Annotated in this window: 18 protein-coding genes and 2 pseudogenes; 13 read left to right on the top strand and 7 right to left on the bottom strand. The window is 71.2% G+C overall.

From position 1 onward, the window contains the following. Positions 1–62 precede the first annotated feature (62 nt). The 3 genes from ACGF13_RS35490 to ACGF13_RS35480 all read left to right on the top strand — a co-directional run bounded on the left by ACGF13_RS35490 (position 63) and on the right by ACGF13_RS35480 (position 3,534). Entirely contained in the window at positions 63–1,568 is a 1,506-nt protein-coding gene (locus ACGF13_RS35490; protein ID WP_392883316.1) for a phenylacetate--CoA ligase family protein, read from the top strand. After that, positions 1,569–2,501, top strand: coding sequence for a hypothetical protein (locus ACGF13_RS35485; RefSeq protein WP_392883315.1), 933 nt, complete (start codon positions 1,569–1,571; stop codon positions 2,499–2,501). It abuts the gene before it with no gap. 250 nt (positions 2,502–2,751) lie between these two features. Further along, positions 2,752–3,534, top strand: coding sequence for a maleylpyruvate isomerase family mycothiol-dependent enzyme (locus ACGF13_RS35480; RefSeq protein ID WP_392883314.1), 783 nt, complete (start codon positions 2,752–2,754; stop codon positions 3,532–3,534). A 128-nt stretch (positions 3,535–3,662) separates the two neighbouring features. Here ACGF13_RS35480 and ACGF13_RS35475 read toward each other — a convergent pair. From ACGF13_RS35475 to ACGF13_RS35460, 4 genes and pseudogenes are all read right to left on the bottom strand, one after another. Then, positions 3,663–4,343 (bottom strand): annotated as a pseudogene (locus tag ACGF13_RS35475) (IS30 family transposase); the annotation flags it as partial. Further along, a complete protein-coding gene (locus ACGF13_RS35470) occupies positions 4,258–4,791 on the bottom strand; it encodes a hypothetical protein (protein WP_392883424.1) in 534 nt (177 codons plus the stop codon). The pseudogene ACGF13_RS35475 and the gene ACGF13_RS35470, both read right to left, overlap by 86 nt. A 12-nt stretch (positions 4,792–4,803) precedes the next feature. Further along, the gene (locus tag ACGF13_RS35465; protein WP_392883313.1) at positions 4,804–5,217 is read right to left on the bottom strand and encodes an ATP-binding protein; all 414 of its coding nucleotides are present in this window, start codon (positions 5,215–5,217) and stop codon (positions 4,804–4,806) included. A gap of 433 nt (positions 5,218–5,650) precedes the next feature. After that, positions 5,651–6,430, bottom strand: coding sequence for a GntR family transcriptional regulator (locus ACGF13_RS35460; protein ID WP_392883312.1), 780 nt, complete (start codon positions 6,428–6,430; stop codon positions 5,651–5,653). A gap of 17 nt (positions 6,431–6,447) precedes the next feature. Between ACGF13_RS35460 and ACGF13_RS35455 the strand changes: the two genes are divergently transcribed. From ACGF13_RS35455 to ACGF13_RS35445, 3 genes and pseudogenes are all read left to right on the top strand, one after another. Beyond that, on the top strand, positions 6,448–6,909 hold the full coding sequence (locus ACGF13_RS35455; protein WP_392883423.1) for an NUDIX hydrolase: 462 nt from the start codon (positions 6,448–6,450) through the stop codon (positions 6,907–6,909). Positions 6,910–6,936: 27 nt separating this feature from the next. Beyond that, positions 6,937–7,405: pseudogene (locus ACGF13_RS35450) on the top strand (NUDIX domain-containing protein). Positions 7,406–7,411: 6 nt separating this feature from the next. Beyond that, the gene (locus ACGF13_RS35445) at positions 7,412–7,543 is read left to right on the top strand and encodes a hypothetical protein (RefSeq protein ID WP_392883311.1); all 132 of its coding nucleotides are present in this window, start codon (positions 7,412–7,414) and stop codon (positions 7,541–7,543) included. A 337-nt stretch (positions 7,544–7,880) separates the two neighbouring features. Here ACGF13_RS35445 and ACGF13_RS35440 read toward each other — a convergent pair whose 3' ends face one another. Together ACGF13_RS35440 and ACGF13_RS35435 are read right to left on the bottom strand one after the other, a co-directional pair. Next, positions 7,881–8,699, bottom strand: a complete 819-nt coding sequence (locus tag ACGF13_RS35440) for a class I SAM-dependent methyltransferase (protein WP_392883309.1) — start codon at positions 8,697–8,699, stop codon at positions 7,881–7,883. After that, entirely contained in the window at positions 8,696–10,009 is a 1,314-nt protein-coding gene (locus tag ACGF13_RS35435) for a helix-turn-helix transcriptional regulator (protein ID WP_392883308.1), read from the bottom strand. The genes ACGF13_RS35440 and ACGF13_RS35435 overlap by 4 nt, the downstream gene beginning before the upstream one ends. 203 nt (positions 10,010–10,212) lie before the next feature. Between ACGF13_RS35435 and ACGF13_RS35430 the strand changes: the two genes are divergently transcribed. From ACGF13_RS35430 to ACGF13_RS35405, 6 genes are all read left to right on the top strand, one after another. Continuing rightward, positions 10,213–10,707, top strand: a complete 495-nt coding sequence (locus tag ACGF13_RS35430; protein WP_392883307.1) for an ATP-binding protein — start codon at positions 10,213–10,215, stop codon at positions 10,705–10,707. Between the two features lie 180 nt (positions 10,708–10,887). Continuing rightward, the gene (locus tag ACGF13_RS35425; protein ID WP_360430406.1) at positions 10,888–11,028 is read left to right on the top strand and encodes a hypothetical protein; all 141 of its coding nucleotides are present in this window, start codon (positions 10,888–10,890) and stop codon (positions 11,026–11,028) included. Between the two features lie 13 nt (positions 11,029–11,041). Beyond that, positions 11,042–12,229, top strand: a complete 1,188-nt coding sequence (locus ACGF13_RS35420; protein WP_392883306.1) for a cupin domain-containing protein — start codon at positions 11,042–11,044, stop codon at positions 12,227–12,229. Continuing rightward, on the top strand, positions 12,226–13,122 hold the full coding sequence (locus ACGF13_RS35415; RefSeq protein ID WP_392883305.1) for an aldo/keto reductase: 897 nt from the start codon (positions 12,226–12,228) through the stop codon (positions 13,120–13,122). Before ACGF13_RS35420 ends, ACGF13_RS35415 begins: the two co-directional genes overlap by 4 nt. Continuing rightward, positions 13,106–13,942: a hypothetical protein gene (locus ACGF13_RS35410; RefSeq protein WP_392883304.1), complete on the top strand. Its 837-nt coding sequence runs from the start codon at positions 13,106–13,108 to the stop codon at positions 13,940–13,942. Before ACGF13_RS35415 ends, ACGF13_RS35410 begins: the two co-directional genes overlap by 17 nt. A gap of 116 nt (positions 13,943–14,058) precedes the next feature. Beyond that, complete coding sequence (locus ACGF13_RS35405) at positions 14,059–14,874, top strand: hypothetical protein (protein ID WP_392883302.1); 816 nt, start codon at positions 14,059–14,061, stop codon at positions 14,872–14,874. Positions 14,875–14,879: 5 nt separating this feature from the next. Here the strand turns inward: ACGF13_RS35405 and ACGF13_RS35400 are convergent, their stop codons facing one another. Then, positions 14,880–15,089: a hypothetical protein gene (locus ACGF13_RS35400; RefSeq protein WP_392883301.1), complete on the bottom strand. Its 210-nt coding sequence runs from the start codon at positions 15,087–15,089 to the stop codon at positions 14,880–14,882. Between the two features lie 62 nt (positions 15,090–15,151). Between ACGF13_RS35400 and ligA the strand changes: the two genes are divergently transcribed. Further along, positions 15,152–17,191 (top strand): NAD-dependent DNA ligase LigA, encoded by a 2,040-nt coding sequence (gene ligA, locus ACGF13_RS35395; RefSeq protein ID WP_392883299.1) that lies wholly within the window; start codon positions 15,152–15,154, stop codon positions 17,189–17,191. The last annotated feature ends 230 nt before the right edge of the window (positions 17,192–17,421 follow it).

Genomic DNA, 17,421 nt, shown 5'->3' with positions numbered 1-17,421 from the left:
CCCCGGTCGACCCCGGCCGGGGCCGGGTGGCCCACCGTCCGACCCTGGCCCGGGGAGCCCGCATGTTCGCGACCGCGCTGAGCCAACTGCGCTACGGCGCAGCCATCCTGACGAACCGCCGGATACGGCCCAAGGACCTGGAACGCCTCGCCCGCGACCTCGTCGCCACCATCGCCGAGTTCGGCGAACCCGGCGAGGACTCCGCCCTGCTGCCCGGCCGGACCGGACCCGTCGACCCGAAGGTACGGCGCGAGGTCGCCCGTCGCAGCCTGCGCGCCACCGCCCGCACCGCGGCCCGCCACACCGCCCACTACCGCCGGCAGTTCGCCGAACTCGACCTCGACCCGGCCACGTTGGAGCCCGAGGAATGGTCGCGCGTCCCCGTCACCCCCAAGCAGGCCCTGCGCGCCCTGCCCGCCGCCTTCGTCTCCGACGCCGCCACCCCCGTCCTGATGGCACTCACCACCGGCACCAGCGGCACCCCCACCGCCGTCTGGTTCTCCCGCGCCGAACTCGAGTGCGCCGTCGCCTTCAGCACCATCTCCGCCGTCCTCGGCCTCGGCCTGCGACCCCGCCACACCGTCGCCTACGCCGGCTGCTCCCGCGCCACCATGCCACTGGTCAACGCCGAGGAGTCGGCCACCCGCGCCGGAGCAGGCTTCGTCCAGTTCGGCACCGTCGGCCCCGCCGTCGCCCTCGACCGCCTCGCCGCCCCGCTCGGCCTGCCCGGCAAGGACCCCCGGATCACCCACCTGACCACCTCCGCCTCCTACCTGGCAGCCCTGGTCCAGGAAGCCGAACACCACAAGTGGCAGAGCGCCGACTTCGGCCTGCGGTCGATCAGCGTCGGCGGCGAGGTGCTCTCCACACCACTGCGCCGCCGCGCCGAAGCGGCTTTCGGCGCCACCATCACCTCCGCCTACCTGATGACCGAGATCCTCCCCTCCGGCGCCACCCCCTGCACCCAGGGCCACCTCCACCACACCACCGAGTTCGGACACCTCGAAGTCCTCGACCCGCTCACCTGGGAACCCACCGCCCCCGGCGCCACCGGCACCGTCGTCCACACCCCCTACGTGCCCTACCGCGACTGCACCCTGCTGCTGCGCTACGCCACCGGCGACCTCGTCCGCCTCCCCGCCGAGCCGCCCACCTGCGAACTCGCCCACCTGCCCGCCACCTCCGAGATCCTCGGCCGCTGGAACGGCCCGCTCAGCCGCACCGTCACCACCCGAGACGTCCTCGACCTCGTCGAGGCCGAACCCGAGGTCCCGCTGCCCGCCCGCCACGCCCTCACCGAAGGCCCCGAAGGACCCGACGGACCCGCCCGCCTGCACCTGCTCGTCGACCGCCTGCCCGCCACCGCCCTGCACGGCCGCCTGGAAGACCGCGCCCGCGCCTCCGGACTGCGCCTGTGCGACATCGTGCTCCACGACGACCGCACCGCCATGCCGCCCACCGCACCCGTCCGCGCCGACCTGCGCGAGCACACCTTCGACACCCTCGACAGCCACGGCACCCCAGACCATCGCGGCGCCATCAACGACCCCGGCAGGCGGAGGAACTGAATGGACGTCAGCCCCACCGCCCTGGCCGCCCTCAGCGCCGCCGTCGCCGCCGAGATCACCCTGGCCGCCCGGTACCTCGCCCGCATCCGGATGCCCCGCCCCCCGGTCGGCGTCTACACCGGCGCCGACGTCGCCGTCCTGTGCGCCGGCGTCGTCCTCGCCCCGCTGCTCTACACCGCCCTGCCCGGCGCCGCCGTCTCCGCCGTCTTCGGCCTCGTCGGCTGCCTCGCCGTCCAGTTCACCCTCGCCCCGCTGCTCGCCACCACCCGGCTGCGCGCCACCCCCTGGTCCTGGGCCGCCGCCCTGGCCGCCACCGCCGCCACCGCACTCGCCGCCCTCACCGGCCACCCCGGCGCCGCCCGGGCCGGCAGCGACCTGATCATCGCCACCGCCGTCATCGGCGTCGCCAACCTCTGGACCCAGAGCGGCATGCGCTCCACCCACACCGCCGCCCTCGCCGCCGTCCTCACCGGCTACGACCTGGCCGCCACCACCCTCACCGACACCACCACCCGCTTCTTCGCACAGGTCCAGGACCGCCCCTTCGCCCCGATGCTCGCCCTCACCGGCGGCCCGGCCCCCGTCGCCGTCGGCCTCGGCGACCTCCTGCTGCTCGTCCTGTACCCGCTGGTCGCCGCCAAGGCCCACGGCCGCACCGCCGCCTGGGCCGCCGCCCTCACCGGCCTGCTCACCACCAGCGCCGTCAGCGCCTGCTTCGCCGCCGGCTGGCTCACCACCGGCTTCCCGCTGCTCACCGCCCTCGGCCCGCTGATCGTCGCCCAACACCTGTACTGGCGGCGCCGCTCCGGCGGCGAGCGCACCACCGCCCAGTGGCGCGAAGGCCACCCCCTCCCACTGCGGGCCCCCACCCCCACCGAACCCGCCGCGGCCCTCGCCGCCCCCGTCCCCGATGACACACCCCCGGGTACGTAGGACCTGTCTCCTGGATCCTTGCCGGGCCCGCGACGCTCCCCCAGCCTTCGGCCGGGAGGTACCCCCAAGGCACAAGCGCACCTCGCCGCGTTGTCGTCGGTCGCCATGCCGCTGCACAGGAAGTCGGCCAGGCCGACTTCCTGTGCAGACCGTGGACGAGCTACGCCCAGGCCAGGGCGTGCCGCGAAGGTGGAGGCCGGCCCGCGAAAATCGCTGTTGCGTCTCCGCCGCACAGTGATAGAAACCCCGGGTGACCAAGATCTTGAACTTCCCTGAGCTGCTGCGCCTGATCGACGAGCGGTCGGCCGCCTTCCGGGCCGCGATCGCCTCCGCGCCCAGCCTCGATGTGCAGGTGCCGACCTGCCCCGAGTGGACGCTGCTCGACCTGGTGCACCACCTGGGCGGGGGGCGTCGCGCCTGGGCCGCCACGGTCGCGGCTGGGCCGGACGCCTCGGGCAAGTTGGCGGGAGAGGGCCTGGACGCACCGCAGGAGCGCGAGGCCCTGCTCGCCTGGCTGGCCGAGTCGACGCAGCAGATGCTGGACGCGTTGCGGGAGGCCGGCCCGGAGCGCGGATGCTGGGCGTGGTGGGGCTCGTCGCAGTCGCCGCGGACCTGCGGCGCCGTCGCCCGGCACCAGCTTCAGGAGATCGCGATGCACACCTATGACGCCCAGCTCACCGTGGGCGCCCCGGAGCCGCTGCCGGAGGAGGTGGCGCTTGACGGTGTCGAGGACTTCCTGTTCACCTGCTGCACCACGACGGTCGCTTGGCCGCACAAGCCCGCCGTCGTCGACTATCACGTCACCGAGGGCGGCTCCTGGCGCCAAGCGCTCTCCGCCGATGGTTCGCGGGCCTTCCGTCTGCCCGAATCCGCTCCCGCCGCCGGCGAGGACCCGGAGTCGGTCGACGCCTCCGTCCGGGGTACGGCGAGCGACCTGGTCCTGTCCTTCTACGGTCGCATCCCGCTGGACTCCCTGAAGCTCGAAGGCGACCGGCACCTCTTCGACCTGCTGGAGAAGTGGGACATGCAGTAGGACTGCCTGGAGTGGGACCGCGCACCCAGGGTGCGTATTCGGTTGTGATCACTCTGGGAAGTTGCTCTCGCGGCGCGGTCTGATCCGGGGCGGTTTCTATGGGTCGTTGCAACACGTGGTCGGTTTGATCAGGCCGCGATGAGTTTATGCAGGCGCTCGGCTGGGGTTTCCCAGCCGAGCGTTTTGCGTGGGCGGCCGTTGAGTTCGGCGGCGACTGCGGTCAGGTGCTCCGGGCTGTGGACGGACAGGTCGGTGCCCTTGGGAAAGTACTGCCGCAGCAGGCCGTTCGTGTTCTCGTTCGAGCCGCGCTGCCAGGGACTGGCCGGGTCGCAGAAGTAGACCGGGATACCGGTGGCGACGGTGAAGGAGCCGTGGGAGGCCATCTCTGCGCCCTGGTCCCAGGTCAGTGACCGCATCAGGTGTGAGGGCAGGGTTCGGGCGGTGTCCACGAGGGCGTCGCGCACGTGCTCGGCGGTGCGGCCATGCGGCAGGTGCAGGAGCATCACGTAGCGGGTGGCGCGTTCGACCAGGGTGCCGATTGCCGAGGAGCCGTCCTTGCCGATGATCAGGTCGCCCTCCCAGTGGCCGGGCACCGCCCGGTCGCAGACCTCGGCGGGACGCTCGCTGATCATCACCATGGGGTCGATGAAGCGTGGTCTGCGGCAGTTGGCCTGCCGCTGGGGGATGCGGCGGGCACGGCCCGAGCGCAGGCAGCCGGCCAGCTCACGGCGCAACTCGCCCCGCCCCTGGACGTAGAGGGCCTGGTAGACGGTCTCGTGGGCCACGTGCATCTCCGGCCGCTCGGGAAAGGTGTCCCAGGGCGGGGTCGCCGGTGCGGGGCAGGGGGCGGGCGGCGGCGAGGGAGAGGTAGGCGGTGGTGAGGTTGCCGGTGGTGAACCAGCGGTTGAGGCCGTGGCGGTGGCCGGGGCGGATGCCGCCCATGGCGTCCATGGCGACCAGGAAGTGTTCGACGACCGCGAGTTCGGTGTCGGTGAGGGACTTGGGGACGTCGAAGACGCCGAGGGCTTCGAGGAGTTCGCCGATGTCGTTCTCGGAGTTGGGGCGGGGGTCGGCGAGGAGGGCGTCGTGGCAGTCGGCCAGACGGCGGGAGGTCTCGGCGCGGGGGATGTCGAGGGCGAGACAGACGGCTCGGGCGACCGGCAGGGGGCGGTGGCCGAGGCGGGCGAGGAGGGCATACGTCGCGGCGGGAGTGGCGCCACGGGAGAGGGTGTGGCGGGCGAGGGTGGCGAGGTTCACGGCGATGGCCCTTCAGACGGCGGGGGCGATGAGGGCCCAGACGAACTTGCCGATGCCACAGGGGCGGGGGACGCAGCCCCAGCGTTCGGCGAGTTCGTTGACGAGGAACAGCCCGCGCCCGTGCTCGTCGTCGGGGGCGGCGGCGCGGACGGAGGGGCGGACGGTACTGGCGTCGTGGACTTCGAGGCGGAGGCGGGAGCTGACGAGGGCGAAGCGGACCTCGATGTGGCGGTCGTCGGGCGCGCCGGAGTGCTGGACGGCGTTGGCGAAGAGTTCGCACAGCAGCAGCTCGGCGGTGTCGCAGTAGCGGTCCCCGGAGGGCAGCCCGGAGAGGTAGGCCCGGAGCAAGTACCGGGCCAGCGGCGTGGATTCGACACGGGAGTCGAGACACACGACGAACGCACGGGGACGGCGGGCAGTGAGCATGGGGGCATCTCGGAAGGGCGGGGCAGGGGGCATGTGAAGGAAGCGCGTCTCGGATCGGGCGTGCGTACGAACCGTCCGCCGCGTCGGCCGATGTACTGGAGCGCGGTGTGGTGAATGGCGCGGCTGGGGCGGCCGTCGGTGTTCTGGCAGGCGGCCCAGCGGTTCGTGCGGCTGCAGCAGGTTTTGACCATGGCGAAGTACCCCAAGGGAACCAGTCTGTGCAGATGGAGAGACTCGTTGCGTCACAGATTCCTGCTGTGACGTCATCCAGTGGCCGGGTGCTACGACCCAGCCATCTCATGTGCATGAGACAGCGCCATGCACTTATGTACATGAGTAGTGAATAGAAGAGTGCCCGACTCCTGTATATGAGTCAACCCGTCGCGAGGAGAATCTCGCGACGGGTTAGGGAAGTTGATTGTCGGTTAGTCATTTAGTCGCGAGCGGGGAACCGGTAGTCGAGAACGAACTGGTCGGCGGCCATGACGGTGTCACACACCTCCACCACCCGGCCATCCGTAGTGATGGCATCGCGAACGAGATGAATCACTGGTGCACCGGGGCTCAGGGTGAGTGCTTTGGTCTCGGGCTTGGTTGCGAGCCGGGCCTGTACGGACTCGGTGAACTCGGCCAGGGAGTAGCCGTGCTCTTCGAGGCGGGCGTAGATGCCGCCGCCACCGGGGTTGTCGGCGAAGACCTCAGGGATGTCCTTGACCACGTCCCACGGCAGGTACGACGTGGCTTCCTCGGTGGGTGTCCCATCGCGAAAGTAGCGGCGCTTGCGAGCCAGTACCTGGGTGCCGGCGGGAAGGCCCAATCGATCGGCGATCTCAGGAGGCGCGGCAATCGGGCCCACGAAGAGCACGGTCACGGACGGGACGCCGCCAGAGGCCTCCGCCTCCGCGAGGTACGCGGCCTTGCCGGCCTTGCGATGGGCGCGGCGGAACCGGTCCGAGGACTTCCGCTGCACCGGTGGGCGGGAGCGGACGAACGAGCCTCGACCATGGTGAGTCTCGATGAGCTGAGCTGCTCGGAGTTCGGCGACGGCCTTGCGTGCTGTCCCGGATGCGACTCCGTAGCGCTGCATGAGCTCGGCCTCGCTTGGCACGATCGCGCCGGGAGGCAGAGCACCCGACTTGATCTGCGCGGTGAGGTCGGCCGCTATTTGTAGGTACTTCGCTGTGGCCGACGAGGCCACCTCATCACTCGCCATAGTCCTTCAGTGCTCCTATCCTCCTGCACATGAGTAACAGTGCCGGGAAGTCCCGGTCAACGCCGCTCCACTCGGTGTCTGTCGCCGGAGTCGTGGTGCGCGAGGACGGCTGCGTGCTGGCGATCCGTCGGGCTGACAACGGAACTTGGGAACCCCCGGGTGGCGTGCTGGAACTGGACGAGGCCATCGAGGACGGCGTGCGCCGCGAGGTCTACGAGGAGACCGGGATCAAGGTCGGCGTGGAGCGGCTGACCGGCGTCTACAAGAACGTGAACCGGGGGATCGTCGCCCTCGTCCTTCGCTGCCGACCGGAGAGCGATCAGGCGCGGCTCTCGGAGGAGTCGGTCGAGGCCGCTTGGCTCACACCGGCCGAGGTCTCCGCGCGCATGGCTGAGGTCTATGCCGTGCGTGTCCTGGACGCGCTTCAGGACGACGCTGCACCAAGTGTCCGGACTCATGACGGCCGGCACCTGCTGTGACAGGCCGGACAGTGGAGGTGGTGGATCATGCCCAGGCGTGACTACGTGGACGACCCGAACGCCCCGCGGGCGAACTCACTGGTTCCCGCCGCGTCCGTCGTGGTGGTCGATGACGCGGGCCGTGTCCTGCTCCAGCGCCGCACCGACAACGGGATGTGGGCCCTGCCCGGCGGCAGGATGGACATCGGCGAGTCGCTCGCCGGGTGCGGGATCCGCGAGACCCGCGAGGAGACCGGCATCGACGTCGAGATCACCGGGATCGTCGGCACCTACACCGACCCCCCGCCACGTCTTCGCCTACGATGACGGCGAGGTCCGCCAGGAGTTCTCCATCTGCCTCCTCGCACGCCCGCTCGGCGGTGAGCTGCGGGTGTCCGACAAGTCCCACGAGGTGGGATGGTTCACCCCGGCCCAGACGGACGGGCTGCCGATGGTGTCGAGCATCCGCAAGCGGCTGGCCGACTGGCGCTCCGGGGCGATCCCCGTGGTGCGTTAGCCACCGGTGCTGCTGCATCGATGGCGGGCCTGGACGGCGCTCGACGCCGTGCGGGCCGTACTGGCCGACCTGGGGATCAACGAGGCCGACCTGACAACGGAGCTGTACACGGACGCGGTGGCCGCAGCTCGTACCTGATCCCGGCGGAGCGCTGGTGGTTGGCAAGTCGCAAACGGCTCGCACTCCCTGTAGTCGGTGTGCTGCACCGTCCGGTCCGAGGCCCATGCCGCGCCGCCCCGCTGACGGCGCGGTGTCGCAACTACTTCGCCAGCAGAGTCACCAGTCCGATTTCCTGTGCAGACAGCGGACGAGCTACGTCAAGGCCGACGGCGGGGCTGCGCTGAAAACGCGGCCCGCCCCAAACGACCACCTGAGGTAGAGGCAGCGGGCTTTACGAATATGAGGAATCACCAGAGTGAAGGCCTTCCCCGGCCACTCGTGGCCGGGGCCGCCGGGCACACAACCGACCTGCCCCTCAACGGCGGCAGATCAGGATGCCGCCGAGGCAGGCGATCTCGAAGACCCCCTCAGTGGCGATCACCTCAGTAACGATCTCCGCTGCTCGGCTTACCGTCTCGTGGAACGGGACACCACAACGGTCAGCCCACGCCTCGTACGAGGCCAGGTGGGCGACGATCGGCGCAGGGTCGGGAACCTCGATGACACCGGGCAGTTCCCGCACCCTGATGTCCTCGAACGCTGTACCGAGGTAACCGGGGGCCTTCTCCAACGAGAATCGCGAGCTGAGGGAGACCCTCGCCGGCCCCTCGGGAAGCCCAAGGACGTCCCCTGCGGCCCTGGCCCAGAGCCGGTCCAGCTCCTGCTTGTCCGTGTCGCTGTTGGTCGAGGCGATGAGCACGCCGCCAGGCCGGAGGATCCGGGCCAGTTCCTTGATCGTGGCCTCGATGTCGCCTACGTGGTACAGCATGTGCAGGGCCAGCACCGCGGCGGCGCTGCCGTCGCCGAACGGCAGGGCTTGGGCGTCGGCTACCAGGACCGGCTTCGGGACATCGGCGAGGATGCCTGCCGAGATGTCCACTCCCACGACCTGGAGGTCCGGTCGGTCCCTGTTCAGGCGGTTGACGAACTTGCCGTTGCCGCAACCGACGTCGAGGATGATCCCGCTTGCGCCGGCCAGCTCTTCGATGACGATCCCGGGCAGGTCGTACTGCGGCTGCTGCCACCGGTAGATGGACTGGCGGGCGGCCAGGTGGCGTCCGTCGGCGTAGGCGCTGTTCGCGAGGAGCGCTTTGTCGGTGACTGCGGCGTCCTGCTGTGCAGTGTTGCTCGTCACTGTGGAAGCTCCGGAGGGTTCGTGAGTGCGGGTCGAGAGCAGGCTTCTCTGACATTCTCACGGAGACTCAGGACGATCGGGGAGCCTGCGTAGGCGGGCTCGGCGAGACGAGCGCTCAGAGCCTGAAGACGGGTGGAGATGCTCGCTGTTCGCCGGTCCGGTGCGGCGTCCAGCACCATCGAGAGCTTCTCCTGCACGCCGTCGAGGTCGCCGTGGGCAAGGTGGGCGTTGGCGAGGTCAAGGCGGGCAGCCAGCAGATCACCGGAGGACTGTTCCTGCTGCGGTGCGGCCTCGTACAGGGCGATGGCCCTGGAGGACGCCTCGATGGCACGGTTCACGTGACGCCGGCTGTCCAGGGCAAGGAGGGCGGTGCCGGCGTAGGTCCACTGCTTGGCCTCGGGAAACGTGAATACGCCGGGAAGATCCACAGCGGCTGCTCTGCTCCGCCCCGCCTCGGCCGCTGCCACGGCTCGTAGCGCGTTCGCGCTGTCGCCGAGCGCCGCGGTGGCCCGTGCTTCGAGGCTGAGCAGACGAGCTGCGATCGTCCCGCTGCCCGCGTACGGCAGTCCGGCCCTGGCCAACTCGGCGGCCTGGCGGTGGTCCTGCTGCCAGTAGGCGATCAGGGACTGGACGGATCGGATCCAGGCCCGAAGGCCGTTGTGGCCGGCTGACTCCGCGCAGCGCCAGGCCGTTCGCGAATGCGTAGCCGCAGCCGCGTACTGGCCGAGGTCGAGGGCGACATGGGTGGCCAGGCCGCAGAGGCGTCCGGCTTGCAGGTAGAGATGGCTTGTCTGGTACGGGTGTTGGCGGCCTCGGAGTAAGTTGAACACCTCTCGCCGGAGGGTTCCGATGTCATGGAAGAGCTCGGACACCGGCTTGCTCACGTAGTCCCCTGCCAGCCTCGCAATGTCCGCGTCGATCTGTTCGAGCAGCGTGTCGTCCACGTTGGACGCGCTCGCGAACCGGAGGAAGAGCGCGGACTCCGCCGAGTCAGCTGCCACGGCCACTACGAGATCGTTGTCGTGGTCTGTGCGCCGGGCAGGCACGGGAGGCGAGGCGTCGCAGATGCTGCTGGGTGGCGGAGCTGCTTCGGCGACTGCAGGGGGTGCTGCCAGTAGGTCGGCCAACTGATCGACCGAGAGTCCCAGGGCGCGAGCGAGCTTCGGCCGCATCCAGGGCTGCGGGGCACCCCTACCGCTCTCCCATCGCCCCACAGTCGTACGGTCCACGTCGAGGGCTTCAGCCAGGGATTCCTGGGTGTGGCCGACAGCCTCCCTGTGCTGGATCAGCCGGGACCTCCTGGATGCCATCCCGCGTCCTCCAGAGGTACGTCAGTTCGTCTGTAGCCATAACAGGCCAGGTCATGCCCGGGTTTGCAGCACGGATGCCTCATTGCCGCTTCAATTCTGCTCTGGTTCACCGGCGTTGGAGGCGGTTCTGTAGATACCTGCCGGGTGAATCCCGGCGCGAATCGGCCCGCTGCCGACCTCGTCCCGGTGAAAGGTCCGCACTCATGTCCGTCGCCACTCGCCAAGCCGCTGGCCTCGCCCCGTTCGGCTTTCGCGTGCTGCCCAGTGCCGAGGCCGTGCCGGACGCCCGGCGGCGGGTGATACGGGCCGTGCGCGGTTGGGGCTTGCCGCTGGCGGAGGACGCGCTTCGCGATGTCGAGTTGCTGTCCAGCGAGCTGATCACCAACGCCGTGTGCCACACGGACGCCCCGTGCGTCGTGTGCGTGTCCTGGGACGGTGAGCGGCTGCGCGTCGAGGTGACGGATGTCGGCCAAGAACTGCCGACTGCAGGTGGGATCGATCTCGACGCCACCGACGGACGGGGGCTGTTCCTGGTGGCAGCGCTCGCGACGGACTGGGGCGCCGAGCCGGACCCCGTCGGCAAGCGGATCTGGTTCGAGGTCGGCACCGCCGCTGCCGTTTCGGGCGACGAGCGACTCACCCCGCTGGTGAGGGCCGCTACCCCGAAGGCACGGGACGTCGTGCCGACCAGCGTCTGACAAGACTTCCTCCCGCCCCGACGCGGGCTGGGGGGATGCGGGTGGCTGCGCTGGTCAACAGCCACGCGGCATAAACACCTGCGGTTCCTCGCCGGCGGCTTGCCCCGGCAACGGATCCATCGCTTCACCCACGACGGGGCCGGGCAGTCGGCCTGCCCCATGACTCCGAAGGAGTGCTTCATGCCCGAGAACCTGACGAACAACACCGAGCTGGAGGGCGACGGCCTGCTGGTCGCCCGCGCGAAGGTCGCCGCGGCCCGATCGCGCGGCGAGCAGTCGTCGGACGGCGGCTCCACCGGCCGAACCGACACCAACGACTGACGGCTGCATCACGATGACCGCCGAGCACTTCTCGGTGGTCGAGCGTCTGGGCGGGGATGACTTCCTCGCCCGGACGCTCGGCCGCAGCTTCAAGGTCGCACGCGGTGAAGCCGCGTCACTCGCCGGACTCATGAGCTGGGATGACCTCAACGCCATCCTGACCCGCCACCGGTTCGAACCCCCTCGCTTCCGACTCGCCACCAACGGGGAGCAGTTGCCCGCGCACACGTACTCCCGGCCGATCGTCACCCGGCGGAGCACCGTCTGGCACCAGCTCCAGCCCTCCGAGTTGCACCGGCGTCTGGCTGAGGGCGCCACGCTGGTGCTGGACGCCGTCGACGAGCTGCACCCCGGAATCGGTGCTCTGGCCGGCCAACTTGAGCGCTGGCTGCGAACCGGCGTACAGGTCAACCTGTACGGCTCCTGGACCGACATCGAAGGCTTCGGTGTCCACTGGGACGATCACGACGTGGTTGTCGTCCAGCTTGACGGCGCGAAGCGCTGGCGCATCTACGGCCCCACCCGCACGGTGCCGATGCACCGCGACGTCGAGATGCCCGAACCGCCGCCCGAGGAGCCCGTCGCCGATCTGGTCCTCACCGCCGGAGATGTGCTCTATCTGCCCCGGGGCTGGTGGCACGCCGTCGCCGCCTCCGAGGGCCAGCACTCGCTGCACGTCACGTGCGGGCTGCAGAGCACGACGGGCGCCGATCTGATCACCTGGCTGTCGGAGACGTTGCGCACCCACGAGGCGGTCCGAGCGGACCTCCCGCACTTCGGGACCGCCGAGGAGCAGCACGCCTTCCTCAATACGATCGGCAAGCTCATCACGGCCGAGTTGGAAAGCGACGACCTGATCGCCCGCTTCTCCTCCGCGCGTGACGCCACCGAGCGAGCCCGGCTCGCACCGTCGCTGCCCCACATCACGGCGGCCCCACCGGACACCGACCTCCAGGTGCGCCTGGTCACCACGCGGCCCGCGCTCACGGCCGTGTCCGACGGCACCGTCCGGCTGACCGCCGGCGGTGAGGAGTGGACGTTCGCCGCCAAGGCCGAGCCGATGCTCGCGCTCCTCGCGGACGGGGAGCCTCACCGGCTGGCCGATCTCGCACAGGCCGCAGGCATCACTCTCGGGCAGGCGGCCGGTGTCGTGACGGAGCTGGTCGACGGCCAGGCCGCCGCGATCGGAGGTGCGCGATGACGGCCAGGCTGGGCCTCGGTACCTACCGCTGCCCCGATGTGGCCGAGGCCGCGCTGATGGCCGCCTCCCGAGGTGCCGACTGGGTGGACACCGCGCCCAACTACGCAGGCGGCCGGGCGGAGACGTGGCTCGCCGTGGTTCTGGCTGCCTACCCGGATCTGCGCGTCTCCACCAAGGTGGGCTTCGTCCCGGCCAGCGCCAGGCACATCGGTGTGCGAGCCGGCGCCCTGTCCGCAGCGGACGCCGAACGCGGGCACTGCCTCGCCCCGGACTACATCGCCTGGCAGCTCGCGCGCACCAGGCTCATGCTCGACCGGGTGCCCGACCTGGTGTTCGTACACAACCCCGAACACGACTGCCCGGAAGGCGAGATCACCGATCGGCTCTTCAACGCCTTCCAGGCTCTGGAGGAAGCGTGCAGCCAACAGATCATCAGTGCCTACGGAGTGGCGACCTGGCGTGGCTTCAGTAGCGGCCTCTTCGACGTGCCCACGCTGATCGAACTCGCGGCCAAGGCCGGCGGGCCGAATCATCACCTGTGGGCCATCCAGCTCCCGCTCTCCCTCGTCCACCTTGCGCCCGTCGCCCAGGCTCTCGACGGATACGGCCCGTTGACTGATGCCCTGGATGCGGGACTGGAGGTGTTCGCCTCCGCCCCGCTCCACGGCGGCGAGATCCCCGGCATGGTGACCTCGGAACTGTCCGAGCTGATCAACCCTGGCAAGACCCCTGCCGAGACCGCCCTCGCCGTCGTTGCTTCAGCCCCAGGGGTGAAGCGCGTGCTCCTGTCGACGGGGAACCCGGAACACTGGGGGCAGGCCGCCGAAGCCGTCGGCCGGCCGCCGTTGTCTCCGGACGTACTCCGAAGGGTCGTTGATGTACTCGGAACCTGAGCCGGACACCGCCAGGCGGATGCGCGGGATGCACGCCACAGCAGCAACGGTGCTCCACGTGACGCCGATCGGCTCCCGCGAAGCGTGGGGCTGGCGCGGACGCACCCTCAGCCGTCCGGTCGCCGCGGCATCCGGCGAGGGCTGGCTCCGCCTGGTGTCCGCCCCGGTCGACAAGGCCGGCGGAAAGCTCTGGGAGGGGCCGCAGGAGGCAGAACAACTCATGCCTCCTGCGGTACCCAGGCCGCGCCTGCGGGAGCGGCGCACCTGGACCGAGGGCGAGCACGGCTACCTGGCAGAGCTGTACGACAAGATCACCGCCTCCACCATCACCACGCACGAGCCGATCCTCCGGAAAGCGCCCGACCTGGACGACGCCTGGTGGGACGGGCTCAGCACCGCACTCGATGGCATCGCCGCCGTCCCCAGCAGCCGAGTTGCGGTCCGGCAGGAGTACCTGGACCGTGCCATGCCCCAGTACCTGGGCATCCCGATCGACACCAAAGCGCCCGCCTGGACGACCGCGCACGGCGACCTGCACTGGGCCAACCTCACAGGCCCGACCCTCACCGTCCTCGACTGGGAAGGCTGGGGCGCCGCGCCCGCCGGGTACGACGCGGCACTCCTCCACGCCTACAGTCTTCTCGTTCCCGACACTGCCGACGAGATCCGGCGTCGCCTCGGCCACATCCTCGATACTCCCGCCGGGAGGTTCGCAGAACTCGTGGTCATCACCGAACTGCTGCAGACAGTTACCCGAGGCGACAACCTCGAACTGGAGGGAGTACTACGGGCACAGCTCGTCCGCCTGGCGGAGAGATGAAAACGGCTCGCACTCTGCGTAGCCGGTGTGCTACTTTCCGCATCATCAACAGAACATAGGAGACCCCGGCGGTGATGGAACACCCCGGGGTCGGGCACCAGGAGCTGTAACTCCAGATGCAGATTCATCGTAGCGCGCACACGCGCGCGTTCACCGTCCTTCCCAACGGCCTGTTGCAGGATCGCCGACTCTCCTACACCGCCCGCGGCCTGCTCGCGGACCTCCTCTCCCGCCCCGACGGCTGGCGGGAGGACGGGCGGCAGATGGCGGACAGCAGTCCGCAGGGGCGGGGCGCCGTCCGGCGGGCGCTCAAGGAACTGAAGGACGCCGGGTACTACCGGGTCGACACGGTCCGGCTGGCCGACGGCACCGTCCGCTCCGAGGCCCACGTCTTCGACACCCCTCAGCCCGCACCGGCTGCCCCCCGTCCGGACGCCGGTGAAGGGGGCACCGGCGGCGCTGTCGCCCCTCCCGTAAAGGACCCGGGAGAAGAACCCACCCTCCCGGATGAACGGACGCGGGCGGCCGTGGCCACCCTGTTCCGGGTGATCCGGCCCGAGCCCCGCCTGCGTCTCGGCGAGGCCGAGGCGCAGGCGCTGGCTCCGCTCGTCACCCAGTGGCTGGAACGGGGAAGCACTGAGGCCGAGTTGGCGAACGCCCTGATCCCCGGACTGCCGCAGCCGATGCACTCCCCGGCGGCGATCCTCCGGGACCGCCTGCGACGCAAGCTGCCGCCGGAACGCCCCGAAGCCCCGCCCGCCTCCTACGCCGAATGCGGCCGCTGCCACGACCCGGTGCCCCAGCCCGGCATCTGCCGCGCCTGTGCGGGCCTCGGCACGAGGGACGTCGCGGTCGGCAGCGGGGCGCGGGCCACCCCCGGGGGCGCCGCCCGCGCCCGCGCGGCGCTGCGTGGGCGGCTTCAGCCGATCTGAGGCCGTTACGGGCGGGTGCCCGGTGCGTCGACGAGGGCTCGGCGGAGGACGGCCGTCCGGCCGGTGACGTCGCCCTTCTTGAAGGTCGTGCCGTCGGTGAGGGCGACGGTGCGCTCGCCGAGGAAGGTGTAGTCGGCGCGGTCGAAGATCCACTGGGACTCGACCTTCCCGCCGCCGTCCCGGCGCGCGACCGCGACGCCGGGGATCTTCGCCACCGCCCGGCAGGCCTGACCCCGCCCGCCGCCGGATTGTCAGTGTCGGCCGCCATGATTCCCCCATGACCGAGACCGCCGCCCCGCTCACCTCGCCGTCCGCGTACGCCGACGCCGTCACCGCCGCCGTGCAGGCCGCCGCCGCGTACTACGCCGACGGCTCCACCCCGCTCGGGGACGACGAGTACGACGCCCTGCTGCGCGACATCGCCGCGTACGAGAGCGCCCACCCCGGCGAGGTGCTGCCCGAGTCGCCGACCGGCAAGGTGGCCGGCGGCGCCGCCACCGGCGACGTCCCGCACAGCGTGCCGATGCTCTCCCTGGACAACGTGTTCTCCGCCGAGGAGCTGGAGTCCTGGGCCGCCGGCCTGGAGCGGCGCCTGGGCCGGCCCGTCGCCGCCTGGTGCGTGGAGCCCAAGCTCGACGGCCTCGCCGTCGCCGCCCGCTACCGCGCCGGGCGCCTGCAGCAGGTGATCACCCGCGGCGACGGCCTGGCCGGCGAGGACGTCACCCACGCCGCCGACGCCATCCTCGGCCTGCCCGCCGAACTGACCGAGCCCGCCGACATCGAACTGCGCGGCGAAGTCCTGCTCACCCAGAGCCAGTTCGAGCACGCCAACCGGGTGCGCGCCGACCACGGCGCCACCCCCTTCGCCCACCCCCGCAGCGGCGCCGCCGGCACCCTGCGCGCCAAGGACCGCCCCTACCGGATCGAGCTGACCTTCTTCGCCTACGACGCCGTCGGCCCCGGCGACCTCGCCCACAGCGCCCTGCTGGAGCGCCTCGCCGCCCTCGGCGCCCACACCGCCGCCGCCACCGCGGCCGCGCCGCGGCACTGCGCGGACATCGCCGACGTCCAGCGGCGCATCGACGAGATCGCCGCCCTGCGCGCCGAACTGCCCTTCGGGATCGACGGCGTCGTCGTCAAGGCCGACCTGGCCGCCGACCGCGCCGAGGCCGGCTCCGGCTCGCGCGCGCCGCGCTGGGCGGTGGCCCGCAAACTGGCCGCCCAGCACAAGGTCACCCGGCTGCTCGAGGTCGAGTGGAACGTCGGCCGCACCGGCATCATCGCCCCGCGCGCCGTCCTCGAACCGGTCGTCATCGACGGCGTCACCGTCACCTTCGCCACCCTGCACAACCCCGCCGACATCGAACGGCGCGGGCTGATGATCGGCGACCAGGTCTTCGTCTACCGCGCCGGCGACGTCATCCCCCGGGTCGAGGCCCCCGTCCTCGACGCCCGCACCGGCGACGAGCAGCCGATCGCCTTCCCCGAGGCCTGCCCGCGCTGCGGCGACGCCATCGACACCACCGAACAGCGCTGGCGCTGCATACGCGGCCGCAACTGCCAGGCCGTCGCCTCCGTCCTCTACGCGGCCGGCCGCGACCAGCTCGACATCGAGGGCCTCGGCGGCACCCGCGCCGTCCAACTCGTCGAAGCCGGACTCGTCGCCGACCTCGCCGACCTGTTCACCCTCACCCGCGAGCAGCTGCTCACCCTGGACCGGATGGGGGAGACCAGCGCCGACAACCTGCTCGCCGCGATCGCCACCGCCCGCACCCAGCCGCTCAACCGGGTCTTCTGCGCCCTCGGCATCCGCGGCACCGGACGGACCATGTCCCGCCGGATCGCCGCGCACTTCGGCAGCATGACGGCGATCCGGGCCGCCGACGCCGAGACCCTGGCCGGCGTCGACGGCATCGGCACCGAGAAGGCCCGCGTCGTCGCCGCCGAACTCGCCGACCTCGCCCCGCTGCTGGACCGCCTCGCCGACCTCGGCGTGGGCACCGCCGTCACCGCCCCGACGGCCCCCGCCGCGGCGGCGGGGGAGAGCGGCACCACCGAGGCGGGCCCGCTGGCCGGCGAAGCCGTCGTCGTCACCGGCAGCATGACCGGCGCCCTCGCCGACCTCTCCCGCAACCAGATGAACGAACTGATCGAAAGCGCCGGCGGCAAGGCCTCCTCCTCCGTCTCCAAGCGCACCACCCTCCTGGTCGCCGGCGAGAAGGCCGGCTCCAAGCGCGCCAAGGCCGAGGAACTCGGCATCCGCATCCTCACCCCCGAGGAGTTCGCCGCCCTGGTCGCCTCCCACCTCCCCGCCTGACGCCCCGGCCGCACCGCCCGCCACCGGCGCCGCCATGGTGGCCGGGCGGTCCGGCATGCCCGAACCCGCCCGCACCGTGAGCCGGTCGTGAGGAAATCGTGACGGCCTTGCGCAGGATCGTCACCGGGCCGGGCGGCGTCCGCCGCACGACGGATCGCACCACCGCGCCCGCCCGCACCCGCGCGGTTCCGGTCGCAGGAGTGCGGACCGTCCGCCAGACCACGGAGGAG

Source organism: Kitasatospora sp. NPDC048286 (assembly GCF_043201735.1).
Classification (GTDB): domain Bacteria; phylum Actinomycetota; class Actinomycetes; order Streptomycetales; family Streptomycetaceae; genus Kitasatospora.
The sequence above is the reverse complement of the archived record's forward strand: the minus strand, read 5'-3'. Positions and strand labels throughout refer to the sequence as shown.

Coding starts and splice junctions, on each gene's coding strand:
- ligA (WP_392883299.1), top strand. CDS start 15,152: ATGACCGAGACCGCCGCCCCGCTCACCTCGCCGTCCGCGTACGCCGAC.
- ACGF13_RS35490 (WP_392883316.1), top strand. CDS start 63: ATGTTCGCGACCGCGCTGAGCCAACTGCGCTACGGCGCAGCCATCCTG.
- ACGF13_RS35485 (WP_392883315.1), top strand. CDS start 1,569: ATGGACGTCAGCCCCACCGCCCTGGCCGCCCTCAGCGCCGCCGTCGCC.
- ACGF13_RS35405 (WP_392883302.1), top strand. CDS start 14,059: ATGCAGATTCATCGTAGCGCGCACACGCGCGCGTTCACCGTCCTTCCC.
- ACGF13_RS35435 (WP_392883308.1), bottom strand. CDS start 10,009: ATGGCATCCAGGAGGTCCCGGCTGATCCAGCACAGGGAGGCTGTCGGC.
- ACGF13_RS35415 (WP_392883305.1), top strand. CDS start 12,226: ATGACGGCCAGGCTGGGCCTCGGTACCTACCGCTGCCCCGATGTGGCC.
- ACGF13_RS35420 (WP_392883306.1), top strand. CDS start 11,042: ATGACCGCCGAGCACTTCTCGGTGGTCGAGCGTCTGGGCGGGGATGAC.
- ACGF13_RS35430 (WP_392883307.1), top strand. CDS start 10,213: ATGTCCGTCGCCACTCGCCAAGCCGCTGGCCTCGCCCCGTTCGGCTTT.
- ACGF13_RS35460 (WP_392883312.1), bottom strand. CDS start 6,430: ATGGCGAGTGATGAGGTGGCCTCGTCGGCCACAGCGAAGTACCTACAA.
- ACGF13_RS35410 (WP_392883304.1), top strand. CDS start 13,106: ATGTACTCGGAACCTGAGCCGGACACCGCCAGGCGGATGCGCGGGATG.
- ACGF13_RS35425 (WP_360430406.1), top strand. CDS start 10,888: ATGCCCGAGAACCTGACGAACAACACCGAGCTGGAGGGCGACGGCCTG.
- ACGF13_RS35465 (WP_392883313.1), bottom strand. CDS start 5,217: ATGCTCACTGCCCGCCGTCCCCGTGCGTTCGTCGTGTGTCTCGACTCC.